The sequence below is a fragment of the Curtobacterium sp. Leaf183 genome (assembly GCF_001424385.1).
Lineage (GTDB): Bacteria > Actinomycetota > Actinomycetes > Actinomycetales > Microbacteriaceae > Curtobacterium.
In genome coordinates, this window is record NZ_LMPO01000008.1 from 572,787 (window position 1) to 585,008 (window position 12,222).

12 protein-coding genes are annotated in these 12,222 nt (G+C 71.8%); 5 read left to right on the plus strand and 7 right to left on the minus strand.

All coding sequences use genetic code 11. The annotated features are described in order from the left end of the window. Positions 1-62 precede the first annotated feature (62 nt). A complete protein-coding gene (locus ASG04_RS09060; protein WP_082517917.1) occupies positions 63-1,667 on the plus strand; it encodes an alpha-L-fucosidase in 1,605 nt (534 codons plus the stop codon). Between the two features lie 77 nt (positions 1,668-1,744). Here ASG04_RS09060 and ASG04_RS09065 read toward each other — a convergent pair whose 3' ends face one another. Genes ASG04_RS09065 through ASG04_RS09085 form a run of 5 tightly spaced genes read right to left on the minus strand, consistent with a single transcriptional unit; the run spans position 1,745 to position 7,090 of the window. Further along, positions 1,745-4,054, minus strand: a complete 2,310-nt coding sequence (locus ASG04_RS09065) for an FdhF/YdeP family oxidoreductase (RefSeq protein ID WP_056122747.1) — start codon at positions 4,052-4,054, stop codon at positions 1,745-1,747. Then, positions 4,051-4,947: a formate dehydrogenase accessory sulfurtransferase FdhD gene (gene fdhD, locus ASG04_RS09070; RefSeq protein WP_056122750.1), complete on the minus strand. Its 897-nt coding sequence runs from the start codon at positions 4,945-4,947 to the stop codon at positions 4,051-4,053. Before fdhD ends, ASG04_RS09065 begins: the two co-directional genes overlap by 4 nt. 58 nt (positions 4,948-5,005) lie before the next feature. Beyond that, on the minus strand, positions 5,006-6,190 hold the full coding sequence (locus ASG04_RS09075) for a molybdopterin molybdotransferase MoeA (RefSeq protein WP_056122753.1): 1,185 nt from the start codon (positions 6,188-6,190) through the stop codon (positions 5,006-5,008). After that, positions 6,187-6,459 carry a DUF6457 domain-containing protein gene (locus ASG04_RS09080; protein ID WP_056122756.1) on the minus strand — a complete coding sequence of 91 codons (273 nt, stop codon included), beginning with the start codon at positions 6,457-6,459 and terminating at the stop codon, positions 6,187-6,189. Before ASG04_RS09080 ends, ASG04_RS09075 begins: the two co-directional genes overlap by 4 nt. A 4-nt stretch (positions 6,460-6,463) precedes the next feature. Continuing rightward, positions 6,464-7,090: a molybdenum cofactor guanylyltransferase gene (locus ASG04_RS09085; protein ID WP_082518027.1), complete on the minus strand. Its 627-nt coding sequence runs from the start codon at positions 7,088-7,090 to the stop codon at positions 6,464-6,466. Positions 7,091-7,221: 131 nt separating this feature from the next. On the opposite strand from ASG04_RS09085, the gene ASG04_RS09090 reads away from it, so the two are divergent. Further along, positions 7,222-7,812: a nucleotidyltransferase domain-containing protein gene (locus ASG04_RS09090; protein WP_162241707.1), complete on the plus strand. Its 591-nt coding sequence runs from the start codon at positions 7,222-7,224 to the stop codon at positions 7,810-7,812. 20 nt (positions 7,813-7,832) lie between these two features. Beyond that, entirely contained in the window at positions 7,833-8,216 is a 384-nt protein-coding gene (locus tag ASG04_RS09095) for a hypothetical protein (protein WP_056122766.1), read from the plus strand. 244 nt (positions 8,217-8,460) lie between these two features. Here ASG04_RS09095 and ASG04_RS17380 read toward each other — a convergent pair whose 3' ends face one another. Then, positions 8,461-9,012: a hypothetical protein gene (locus ASG04_RS17380; protein WP_156463591.1), complete on the minus strand. Its 552-nt coding sequence runs from the start codon at positions 9,010-9,012 to the stop codon at positions 8,461-8,463. 78 nt (positions 9,013-9,090) lie between these two features. Between ASG04_RS17380 and ASG04_RS09105 the strand changes: the two genes are divergently transcribed. Together ASG04_RS09105 and ASG04_RS09110 are read left to right on the plus strand one after the other, a co-directional pair. Continuing rightward, positions 9,091-10,632 (plus strand): PhnE/PtxC family ABC transporter permease, encoded by a 1,542-nt coding sequence (locus tag ASG04_RS09105; RefSeq protein WP_235515496.1) that lies wholly within the window; start codon positions 9,091-9,093, stop codon positions 10,630-10,632. Next, entirely contained in the window at positions 10,629-11,246 is a 618-nt protein-coding gene (locus ASG04_RS09110) for a DapH/DapD/GlmU-related protein (RefSeq protein WP_082517919.1), read from the plus strand. Before ASG04_RS09105 ends, ASG04_RS09110 begins: the two co-directional genes overlap by 4 nt. 72 nt (positions 11,247-11,318) lie before the next feature. Here ASG04_RS09110 and phnF read toward each other — a convergent pair whose 3' ends face one another. Continuing rightward, positions 11,319-12,074 carry a phosphonate metabolism transcriptional regulator PhnF gene (phnF, locus tag ASG04_RS09115; RefSeq protein ID WP_056122769.1) on the minus strand — a complete coding sequence of 252 codons (756 nt, stop codon included), beginning with the start codon at positions 12,072-12,074 and terminating at the stop codon, positions 11,319-11,321. Between the last annotated feature and the right edge of the window lie 148 nt (positions 12,075-12,222).

Below are 12,222 nucleotides of genomic sequence, written 5' to 3' on the forward strand. Positions count from 1 at the left end.
CAGGTGCAGCTGAGTCCCGGAGTCCCCAGGCGACGTGACACTGCACCGCGCCCAGACATAGGATGTCTCACGCCCGCGACACCGCCGTCGCCGAGCTGCCGCGCAACCGATCGGAGCACGTCGTGCACGAACCGCTCACCCCGCTCGACCCGACCACCCTGCCCGAGCCCGTCGACGTGTCCGACAACACCGCGGCGCTCGCAGCGGTCGACGCCGTCGTCCGCTCGGGCCCGTACGACGCCACGTGGGAGTCCCTGCAGCAGTACCGTGCACCGCTCTGGTACCAGGACGCCAAGTTCGGGATCTTCATCCACTGGGGCGTCTTCTCGGTGCCGGCGTTCCGCAACGAGTGGTACTCCCGTGACATGTACCGCGCCGGGACGCCCGAGTACGAGCACCACCGCGAGACCTACGGCAGCCAGCAGGACTTCGGCTACAAGGACTTCATCCCGTCCTTCACGATGGAGCACTTCGACGCAGCGGCCTGGGTGCGGGTGTTCCGCGAGGCCGGCGCACAGTTCGTCGTCCCTGTCGCCGAGCACCACGACGGCTTCACGATGTACGACACCGACCGCTCGCGGTGGAGTGCCGCGCAGCTCGGCCCGCAGCGCGACGTCTTCGGCGAGCTCCTCGTCGCCGCGGACGCCGCATGGATGGTCCGCGGGGCGTCGTCCCACCGCGCCGAGCACTGGTTCTTCATGAACGGCGGCACGAAGTTCGCCTCCGACGTGCTCGACGAGCGCTACAGCGACTTCTACGGGCCGGCGCAGCGCGAGGAGACCGCTCCGAACGAGCGGTTCCTGGAGGACTGGCTGCTCCGGACGGTCGAGCTGATCGACAAGTACCGCCCGCAGGTGCTCTGGTTCGACTGGTGGATCGAGCAGCCCGCGTTCCAGCCCTATGTCCGCACCCTGGCGGCCTACTACTACAACCGTGCGGCCGAGTGGGGGCGCGAGGTGGTCATCAACTACAAGTGGGAGACCTTCGCCCCCGGCAGCGCCGTCTACGACATCGAACGTGGTGCGATGGGCAGCACGCCAGAGGCCGTGTGGCAGAACGACACCGCGATCGCGAAGACCGCCTGGAGCTGGATCGAGGGCCACGACTACAAGACCGTGCGGGACCTGGTCGCGGAGCTCGTCGACGTCGTCGCGAAGAACGGCGTCCTGCTGCTCAACACCGGCCCGAAGCCGGACGGCACGCTGCCCGAGGAGGAGGTCCGGATCCTGCGTGGCATCGGCACCTGGTTGGCGCGGAACGGCGAGGCGATCTACGGCACCCGCCCCTGGACGATCTCGGGCGAGGGCCCGACCACCCGTCCGGCCGGGTCGTTCGTCGATGCCGAGGCCATCGTCTACACCGCCGAGGACGTCCGCTTCACGACACGACACGACGTCACCGGCGAGGCCGTCTACGCGACGCTGCTCGCCGATCCGGCCGACGGGGTGGCCCGCATCCGCGCGCTCGGCTCGGCCTCCGGACTGCTCGGGCACGAGATCCGGTCGGTCGCCGTCCTGGGCCACGACGGCGACGTCGCGTGGGAGCAGCGTCCCGACGCCCTCGTGGTACAGCTCGACGGTGTCGACAGCGTCGACTCCGGACCCGTCGTCCGGGTCCGGCTCGCGCCGACGGTCACCCCGGAGCGGACGGACTTCCTGCACCAGTGACGCGATGGTGACGAATGACGGACGGGAGGCCCGTGGCGGTGTCGCCACGGGCCTCCCGTTCCGTCGTGTGGTTGCGGCTACCCGACGGTGGCCGGCACGCGCGTCGGCGTCAGGGTGACGGGGACCGCCTTGGACACGGGCGTGTTGCTGCCCTTCGCGGCACTGTCGAGCGGGACGAGCACGTTCGCCTCGGGGAAGTACGCGGCCGCGCAGCCGCGCGCACTCGGGTACTCGACGACGCGCCAGCCGTGCAGCACGCGCTCGACGTCGTCGTGCCACACCGTCGTGACGTCCACGAGCTGTCCGTCGGTCAGGCCCAGGTCGGCCAGGTCGAGCGGGTTGACGAACACGACGTGCCGGCCCTTCTTGATGCCGCGGTACCGGTCGTTCAGGCTGTAGATGGTGGTGTTGTACTGGTCGTGCGAGCGCAGCGTCTGCAGCAGCAACGTGCCCTCGGGGCGCTCGACGTGCTCGAGCTCGTTGACCGTGATCATCGCCTTGCCGGTCGCGGTCTCGAACGTGCGCGAGTCGCGCGGGCCGTTCGGCAGGACGAAGCCCTCCTTGCTGCCGGCTCGACGCGAGTAGTCGTCGAAACCGGGGACGACGCGGCTGATGTGGTCGCGGATGACGCCGTAGTCGGCCTGCATCGCCGACCAGTCGATCGGCACGCGGTCACCGAGGGTCGCGCGGGCGAGCTCGCAGACGATCGCGACCTCGGACAGCAGCCCGGGTGCGACCGGCGGGACCTGGCCGTGGCTGCCGTGCACGGAGCAGACGGTGTCCTCGACCGAGACGAACTGCGGGCCGGACGCCTGGACGTCGATCTCGGTGCGGCCCATCGTCGGCAGGATGAGCGCCTCGTCACCGACGACGGCGTGGGAGCGGTTGAGCTTCGTCGACACCTGGACGGTCATCTCGGTGCCGCGGAACGCCGCCTCGGCGAGCTGCGTGTCCGAGATGGCGGCGACGAGGTTGCCACCCATGCCCATCCAGAACTTGACCTCGCCGCGCTGCATCGCCGTGATGCCCTTGAGCGCGTCGACGCCGTGCTCGCGCGGGGGCTCGAAGTGGAACTCCTTCGCCAGGGCGTCGAGGAACGTGTCCGGCATCTGCTCCCAGATGCCCATCGTGCGGTCGCCCTGCACGTTGCTGTGCCCGCGGATCGGTGAGGCGCCGGCACCGGGACGGCCGATGTTCCCGCGCAGCAGCAGCAGGTTGATGATCTCCTTGATGGTGTCGACGGCCTTGGTGTGCTGGGTGATGCCCATCGCCCAAGTGATGATCGTCCGCTTCGACTTCAGGTAGCGGGCGGCGACCTCGTCGATCTCGTCGATCGTCAGGCCGGTCGCACGGACCACCTCGTCGTCGTCGACCCGCAGGGCGTGCTCGACGAAGTCCTCGTAGCCGCTCGTGTGCTCGGCGATGAAGGCGTGGTCGACGACGGTGCCCGGGGCGGCCTGCTCGGCGAGGATCACGCGCTTCGAGATCGCCTGCAGCAGGGCCATGTCGCCGCCGAGTCGGATCTGCAGGAACTGGTCGGCGATCTGGGTGCCGTGGCCGACGATGCCGCGGACCTTCTGCGGGTTCTTGTAGCGCCGGAGCCCGGCCTCGGGCAGCGGGTTCACGGCGACGATCTCGGCGCCGCCCTGCTTGGCGTCCTCGAGGGCCGTGAGCATGCGCGGGTGGTTCGTGCCCGGGTTCTGGCCCATCACGATGATGAGCTCGGTCTCCTCGAAGTCGTCGTAGGCGATCGTGGACTTGCCGATCCCGACGACCTCGGCCATCGCCAGGCTGGTGGACTCGTGGCACATGTTCGAGCAGTCCGGCAGGTTGTTGGTGCCGAAGGCCCGGACGAACAGCTGGTAGACGAAGGCGGCCTCGTTCGAGGTGCGGCCCGAGGTGTAGAACGACGCCTCGTCGGGGCTGGCCAGGCCGTTCAGCTTCGCGCCGATGATCTCGAACGCACGCTGCCAGCTGACGGGCTCGTAGTGGTCCTTGCCGGCGGGCTTCCACACCGGTTCGGTCAGACGGCCCTGCATGCCGAGCCAGTACTCGGTCTTGTCGAGCAGGTCGGTGATCGAGTGCTCCGACCAGAAGGTCCGCGGCACGAGCACCGGGTTGGCCTCCCACGTGACGGCCTTCGCGCCGTTCTCGCAGAACTCCGCGACCTTGCGGTGGTCGGGGTCCGGCCAGGCGCAGCTCATGCAGTCGAAGCCGCCCTTCTGGTTCAGGGAGGTCATGAGCTTGAGGGTCCGGGCCACGCCGAGCTGCTTGATCGCGGGGTCCATCGAGTGCAGGACCCCCGGCACGCCGGCTGCCCACTCCTTCGGCTCGCCGACGGTCATCTCGGCATCGGTCACGTCGTTGACGGGGGGCTGCTCGGTCATGATGCGCTCACGGTGTCTCGGGGGGCGGTTGCGGGCTCGGGCTCGGGCTCGGGCTCGGGCTCGGGCTCCATGATGCGTTCGGGTCGGCTGTAGACGACCATGCTCTGGCCGCGCAGGAAGCCGACGATGGTGACGCCGACCTCGGCCGCCAGGTCGACGGCGAGCGACGACGGCGCGGACACGGCCGCCAACACGGGGATGCCGGCCATCGACGCCTTCTGTGTCAGTTCGAAGCTGGCGCGGCCGGAGACCATGAGCACCATGCCGGTCAGGGGCAGCAGGTCCTCCTTCACCGCCCACCCGATCACCTTGTCGACGGCGTTGTGGCGGCCGACGTCCTCGCGCAGCACGAGCATCCGGCCGGTCCGTCCGTCGAACAGCGCCGCCGCGTGCAGGCCGCCGGTCTTCTCGAACACCGCCTGCGCCGCGCGGAGCTGCTCTGGGAAGTCCGCCAGCAGCGCGGGGTCGAGCACCAGGTCGTCGTGCAGGACCGCGTGCTGCGACTTCGTCCGGACGGCGTCGATGCTCGCCTTGCCGCACAGGCCGCACGAGCTCGTCGTGTAGAACGCGCGCTCGAGGCTCGGGTCCGGCGCGGGGACGCCCGGCGCCAGCGTGACGTCGAGCACGTTGTACGTGTTCAGGCCCTCGTCGGTCGCTCCGGCGCAGTACCGCGCGGCGAGGAACTCGTCGCCCGTCGCGATGACGCCCTCGGAGACCAGGAACCCCGCCGCCAGGTCGAAGTCGCTGCCCGGCGTGCGCATCGTGATCGCGAGTGCGGTGCCGCCGACGCGGATCTCGAGCGGTTCCTCGACGGCCAGGACGTCGTCCCGCACCGCCCGTGAGGTCCCGACGGTCACGCGGGTGACGCGCTTGCGCGCCGTGATGCGGTTCATGGGTCGGGTCTACCACCCCGGTGGGCGCGGACCAAGGGCCACGGTCAGCCGACGCGCATCACGACCAGGGCAGCGGCAGCGTGGGCACGACGTCCCCGGCCGTCCCGCCGCCGGTCGGGACGACCATCAGCCCGTCCGCGTCCGCCAAGCCCCGGAGCATCGCGGAGGTCTGCCGGCTCGCCGGGACCGCCCGCGCGACGCCGTCCGGGTGGTCGTCACGGACGTACGCCAGCACCAGGGAACCCGGTCGGTCGTTGGGCACGTCGACCGCCAGACGGACCGTCGACGTGCTCGCGGCCGGTCGACCGAGCATCCCCGCCACCAGCGGCGCACCGAGCAGGACCATGCCGACCATCGCGGCCATCGGGTTGCCGGGCAGGCACAGGTACAGGGTGTCCTCGCGGCGCGCCAGCAGCATCGGGCGACCCGGGCGCACCTGGACCCGGTCGAGCAGCAGGTGGGCGCCGATCGCCTCGAGGGCACCGCGGACGTGGTCGGTCGACGAGCCGGCGGTCCCGCCCGTGGTGACGACGAGCCGTGCGGTGCTGTCGGCGAGCGCCGTCGTGGTGGCGTCGCGGTCGTCGGTGACGCGCAAGGACTCGACCGGGTCGGCGCCGAACGCGCGGAGGATCCCCGGCAGGGTGTGGGTGAAGACGTCGCGGACCTGTCCCGGGCGCGGGACGCCGGTACCGACGATCTCGTCGCCGAGCACCGCGACCCGGACGGTCGGGGCGACGGCGACGGACACGTGGTCGACGCCGGAAGCCGCCGCGAGCGCCGCCCGGGGTGGGGTCAGCACGGTGCCGGCGCGGAACAGCAGGTCGCCCAGCGCGACCTCCTCGCCCGCGGGCCGGATGTGCCGCCGAGCCGCCGCGGCGTGCCGGACGAGCCGTCCGGCGTCGTCCACGTGGGCGTCCTCGGACCGCACCACGCTCGTCGTGCCCGGTGGGACCGGGGCACCGGTCGTGACGGGGCGGGCCTGACCGGACTCGAGGGTCTGCGTCGACGGGGCCGCGCCGGCGACGATCGCCGTGCCGAGCCTCCACGGCGGGTCGCCCGCGACGGCCCAGCCGTCCATGGCGGCACCGTCGTGTCCCGGGACGGCACCCGGCGCGCGCACGTCGGCCGCGAGCGTGCGGCCGAGCGCCGCCGCCAGGTCGACCGCGACGGGTGCCCCGGCGCACAGCGCACCCTGGCGGTGGGCCTCGTCGCGCGCCGCCGTCCAGGACAGGTCCGACGTCACCGGGCGGCGTCGCCGTCCGTGCCGCGTGCGAGCGCCCGCTCGGTCGCCAGGCGCGCGGTGTCGGCGATGTCCGCCGGCGCTCCCCCGCGCAGTCCGGCCGCGTAGCCGACCAGGAACGTGGTCAGGGGTGCGGCGGGCCGGGCCACCCCGTGCGCCGCGTCACGGGCCAGGTCGAGGACGACGTCGATGTCGAGGTGGAAGTCGTCGGGCAGTCCGAGCGCCTCGGCGAGCTCGGTCGTCCACGCCGTGAGGACGTCGTCGGTGGTCATGGGTTCAGTCAAGCAGCCGGGCGACGTCCTCGGCGCTGTCGATGTCCGCGCAGAGCACCGACGGCAGCGGGACCTCGACCAGGTCGAGCGCGGCCAGGAGTCGTCGCATCGACAGGTCCTCCAGGCCGCCCGACGCTTCGCGCAGCCGGTCGAGGGCATCGCCGAGCGCCTCCGTGCGGTAGAGCGCGAGCAGCGGTTGGCGTCGGCCGTCCTCGTCGACCGCGATGCACCCGTCGCGCGGCGCGGTCGCGCCGGCGCCGTCGAGTAGCAGGGCGGTGGCCCGCTCGGGGTGGACCAGGTCGCACGCCAGCACCAGCGTCCACACCGAGCCCGTGGGCACGGCGGCGAGCCCGGCGGCCAGGGCGGCGACCGGGCCGGCGAAGGGCGGGTCCTCGCGGGTCCGGACGATCGTGTCCGGGCCGAGCCGGGCCTCCCGAGCGTCCCGGTCCGCGTCGGGACGCGCGCCGACCAGCACGACCTGCGCCGCTCCCGAGGCCGCGGCGAGCGCGTGGTCGAGCAGGGTGGCGCCGTCCGCGAGGAGCGCGGTCTTGTCGACGCCGCCGAGCCGGGAGGACCGTCCCCCGGCCAGCAGGACGGCGTCATGGGGCAGCGTGGTGGCGTCGTCGACCATGGTCGGCACCCTACGCGGAGTCGCCTCCCCGCTTGCGGTCGGAGTCGGTTGGCCCGGTGACCGGGTCAGTTGACCTGCTTCTGTGTACACTTGACCCGGATCCGTGGACAACATCGTGGATGGAGGCTCCCGTGCAACTGGCGTCACCGCTGACATCGCTCGTCGGAGCGTCGCAGGCAGCAGCGCTCCGCGTGCTTGCCCGCACGAACTCCGGCATGACCGGTCGCCAGGTGGCTCGCGTCGCCGACCTCGGCAACACCGGGATCAAACGCGCTCTGGACAAACTCGAACACGCTGGTCTCGTCACCGTCGACCGTGGCGTGCACAGTTCGAGCTACCACGTGAACCAGGACCACGTGCTGTGGCCGGCCCTGCGTCTGGCACTCGACGCCCCGCAGCTGCTCGACCAGCGGATCCGGGACTTCGTCGAGCAGTCCGGCATCGACGTCGTCACTGTCGCGGTGTTCGGTTCCGTCGCACGAGGAGACGCGACGGAGGAATCCGACGTGGACCTGGTCGTCGTCTACCCCGGCGAGCCGGACGAGCACCTGTCCGTCGAACTCGGTGGCCACGTCGAGCGCTGGACGGGCAACGACTGCCAGGTGTTCGACGTCTCGCGGGCAGAGCTGTCGAGGATGGTCGCCGAGGCTGACCCGCTCATCGAGTCCTGGCGTCGTGACGCGCGCACGATCGTGGGCACCGACCTGCGCGGCCTCATCTGATTGCCGCACGAACCAGAGCGATGAGCGCGCAGGACGTCCGGGTGCGTCGCGACGACGCGCGGTCGTTCCTGGAGACGGCTCGGCTGCTCGTCGAGTCCGACGTCCAGGCAGACTGGAAGACCGCGGGTTCGAACGCCGTGCTCGGCGGGATCGCGGCGTCCGATGCGATCTGCGGGGCGGTGCTCGGCGAGCACCACAACGGGGAAGACCACCGCGAGGCGAAGCGGCTCCTCGACCGCGCGACCTCGCCCGACACCACACCGGGCGTGAACCTCAAACGCCTGGTCGACGAGAAGACGAACTACCAGTACTCGTCCGCGCGCGTCACGCTGGCGGGTACCCGGAGACTCATCACGGCGCTCGAGCGGCTCGTCGAGAAGATGGACGCGGTTCTCCAGGGCTGACCGGATCAGCGATGGCCGCGGCGGTCCGGTCTCGCCCTACGTGACCGGTCGCCGCTACGGGGTCCAGCGTTCGACGGTGGACCGGCGCCGGCGAGGTCGGACGGTCTGGAACATGACGACTGTCCCAGGTGGGCAACTCTCGTCGTCCAGGGGAACCGTTGCTCGCCCCGGAGCGGTTCGGACAGGAGGCACGGTGCGGGGCGACACCGAGCCTCCTGCCCGTCAGGTGCCCACCTCAACTCGTTCAGGGCGTCGACGTCGCCGCCCCGAGCTGCACCGCGAGCTCCATGCAGCGCAGCTGCGCCGGGGAGAAGTCGTAGGGCATGCTCCTGATGACCTCCGAGGCGCTCCTGACGCGGGCGCCGTCCGCTGCGTCCGGCTCGGACACCGCGTCAGCGTCCCCGGGCGGATGCAGCTCGTCCCAGGCGTCGAAGATCGCGTCGTCTTCCTCGAGCTGACCGGACTCCTCGATGACGCGCATCAGCGCGGTCTCGAAGGCGTGCCGCTCGGCGGCGACCCGCGCCACCCGGGGGTCGTCCACGGCGACCGTGTCATCGAGCGCCCCCTCGGCCAGGTCGATGCGATCGGACTCGGCGCGCAGCTCGGGGTGGAGGGCCAGCGCGAGGAAGCGGCCGGCCTGGGCGACGGCACCGAGCGGACCGAAGACCCGCTCGGTCACCAGCAGGGTGTCCAGATCGTCCTGGCGCAACAGGCCCTCCGGCGCAGCCTGCAGGCGGCGGGAGACGATGTCGTCGAGCAGTCCCAACCGGCTGCCGAGGGTCCGCATGCGCTCCACCGCGGCCCGCTTGCGCCGCAGCTCGGCCTCCTGCGCGGCAAGGGCGTCCTCCAGTCGCGCGAGGACTCCGTCGACGTCGTGTTCGTCGCCGGCACCGCGCAGATGGACCCGATCAGCTTCCCGTCACCCGGTGACCTGGTCTACCTGATCGGCCTGACCCTCGGCATCGTCATCCTGGGCACGGTCGTCGCCGCGGTCATCTCGGTGCCGGTGGCCTGGGTCGCGGCCGCCAACACGACGCCCGTCAGCTGGATGCGCTGGCTCGGCCGGGCGATCGGCGCCGTGACCCGCGCCGTCCCGGACGTCGTCATCGCCCTGGCGTTCTCGCTGACCTTCGCGCTGGGGAGCCCGCTGCCGGGCATCCTGGCGCTGGGCATCCACTCGATCGGCATGATCTCGAAGCTGTTCGCCGACGCGGTCGAGCAGATCGACGACGGGCCCCGGCTGGCGATCCGCGCCGCGGGAGGATCGCGCGCGCAGGAGTTCTGGGCCGGGGTCTTCCCCCAGGTCCTCCCGTCGTGGATCGCGACCACGCTGCACCGCTTCGACATCAACCTGCGGGGCTCGGCGATCCTGGGCTACGCCGGCGTCGGCGGCCTCGGGTACGCGATGAAGATCTCCTTCGCGCAGTTCCCCACCGGGTACGGACGAGGCCTCGGCATCGCGATCGTCATCTTCGTCCTGTGCGTCGTGCTCGAGGTCGTCTCGTCGACGATCCGCCGGAACCTGCTCGGCGTCGAACCGTCCGGCCGGGGTCTCGGTGACCGCATCGTCCGCCGTGCGACCAGGAACCGACCCGCACCGGTCCGCCGCGACGGCACCGCGGTCACCGTGGCCTCGATGTCCCGGCGACCGTGGACTCCCCGACGTGTGCGGAACACCGCGTGGTCGCTCGGTGCGGTCGCGCTCCTGGTCGCCAGCTGGTGGATGGCCGGCGTCGACTTCGACGACATCGCCTGGAACCAGGTGATGCCGACCCTGCGGAGCTTCTGGCCGTTGAGCCTCGGCACCCACTCCTTCGGCGAGTTCGCCGGCGCGCTGCTGGTGACGGTGCAGGTCGCCTTCGCCGCCGCGCTGCTCTCGCTCGTCCTGTCGCTCGTCGTCGGGTCGCTCGCCGCGCGCAACGTCGCACCGAACGGTCCGGTCCGCACGGTGTTCCGTGTGGTGCTGGTCGTGTTCCGCGGCGTCCCGGAGCTGGTCCTCGCGATCTTCCTCATCATGGTCACCGGCCTCGGCAACCAGGCCGGGGTCGTCGCCCTGGCGTTCGGCGGGATCGGGCTGCTCGGCAAGCTCATCGCCGACTCGTTCGAGGAGGTCCCATCCGGACCCGAGCGCGCCCTGACGGCCGCCGGAGCCACCCGGGGCCAGCGCTACCTCGCCGCCACGCTCCCGCAGGGGATGCCCTCGCTCGTCGGCAACTCGCTGTACCTCGTCGACACGAACATCCGCGCGGCGACCCTGCTCGGGATCGTGGGCGGTGGTGGCGTCGGCTTCTACCTGACGAACGCGTCGACGGTGCTCACCCTGCACGGGCAGGTGACGACCCTGGTCCTGATGGTGCTCGTCGCCGTGCTCGCCGTCGAGGGGCTCGCGGCCTGGATGCGCCGGGTGTACCGGTGACCGGCCGTCTCGGCGTGGAGCCGCTGGTCGGCGCCGGCACCGTGATGACCGGCAGCACCCTCGGGCGCTGGGTCGAGGTCGGAGCGGACTGCCGACTGCTCGACAGCGAGCTCGACGACTACAGCTACTGCGACCGCCTGTGCGACCTCGCGAACACGTCGGTCGGCAGGTTCTCGAACATCGCCAGTGCCGTGCGCATCGGCGCGACGGACCACCCGCTCGACCGGGCAACGCTCCACCACTTCATGTACCGCAGCAGCCGGTACTGGGACGACGCCCCCGACGACGAGGCGTTCTTCGCCGAGCGACGCGCACGCCGCACCCGGATCGGGCACGACACCTGGATCGGACACGGTGCGCAGATCAAGCCCGAGGTCACGATCGGCGACGGTGCGGTCGTCGCCGCGGGCGCGGTCGTCACCCGCGACGTGCCGCCGTACGCGATCGTCGCCGGTGTGCCGGCCCGCGTGATCCGGTTCCGACAGCCGCCCGAGGTCGCCGAACGGCTGCAGCGGCTGGCCTGGTGGGACTGGGACGACGCCACGCTGCGCGCGCGGCTCGACGACTTCCGGACGCTGTCGGTCGAGGCGTTCCTGGAGCGGTACGGCGCGTAGTCGCGCGTCCGGCACGACCGGGAGGCCCGGTGCGGCTCCGACACGGACCGCGCCTGGACGACGGGGCCGGCCCTAGGGCGTCCCACCGGACATCGCCGGGTGCTCCACGTCGAGCTCGACCCGGTCGGCCCGGAAGCGGGTGGTCCCCGCCTGCAGCGGCGTGCCGTCCGGCAGCGCGTCGAGGGCGTGCACGACGAGCACCACCGAGCCGGCCGGCAACGCCATGTCCGCGGCCTCGCCGCCCGTCGCGATGCGCGCGGCGACTGTCGTCGACGCGCGGACGTAGTCCTCGATCCCGACGGCGCGCAGCGCGAGCGTCATCGACCCCGTCCGGGCGAAGTGCTCGTCGAGGCCGGCGACCCGCTCGGCATCGAACCAGTGCGTGCCCGACGAGATCGTGACGTCGTCGACGGTGCGGGTGGTCTCCATCAGCAGCGCGGGGCGTCCGTCGAGTCGGAGCTGTGCGTCGACGTCCGCCGGCGGCGCGGGTTCGACGCGCGACGACAGCAGCCGTCCGGGCGCCACCGCTCCCCGTCGGCCGACGCTGTCGCTCAACCGGGTGCGCAGCCCGATGCGGTGCATGATCACCGAGTGCTCGACGACGAACGTCCCGCTCCCCCGTCGGGACCGCACCAGGTCCTCGGCGGCGAGCGCGGCGACCGCCTGGCGCACGGTGTTCCGGTGCACGCCGAACCGTTCGGCCAGCACGCCCTCGGTCGGCAGCTTGGCGGCGGGTGCCAGCGACCCGTCCGCGATCTCGCGGCGGAGCTCGTCGGCGATGAGTCGCCAGGCCGAGTACCCGCTCGCCGACCTGCGCTGCACCGTCATGCGACCGCACTCTACCGGCGTCGGTGAACGGCCTCGTTCCCCCGATGTTCACCGACCGTCGTGCTGCCCGACGCCTGCGGGGGTCGTGCCGCACGCCCGACAGCGGTAGCGTCAAGTTATCCAGAAACACAGACAACTTGAACGGAGT

What these genes read in the sequence shown, in the direction of transcription:
- ASG04_RS09085 (WP_082518027.1), bottom strand. Translation starts at nt 7,090, where the DNA reads ATGGTCGACGACGCCACCACGCTGCCCCATGACGCCGTCCTGCTGGCC.
- phnF (WP_056122769.1), bottom strand. Translation starts at nt 12,074, where the DNA reads ATGACGGTGCAGCGCAGGTCGGCGAGCGGGTACTCGGCCTGGCGACTC.
- fdhD (WP_056122750.1), bottom strand. Translation starts at nt 4,947, where the DNA reads ATGAACCGCATCACGGCGCGCAAGCGCGTCACCCGCGTGACCGTCGGG.
- ASG04_RS09060 (WP_082517917.1), top strand. Translation starts at nt 63, where the DNA reads ATGTCTCACGCCCGCGACACCGCCGTCGCCGAGCTGCCGCGCAACCGA.
- ASG04_RS09080 (WP_056122756.1), bottom strand. Translation starts at nt 6,459, where the DNA reads ATGACCACCGACGACGTCCTCACGGCGTGGACGACCGAGCTCGCCGAG.
- ASG04_RS09065 (WP_056122747.1), bottom strand. Translation starts at nt 4,054, where the DNA reads ATGACCGAGCAGCCCCCCGTCAACGACGTGACCGATGCCGAGATGACC.
- ASG04_RS09095 (WP_056122766.1), top strand. Translation starts at nt 7,833, where the DNA reads ATGAGCGCGCAGGACGTCCGGGTGCGTCGCGACGACGCGCGGTCGTTC.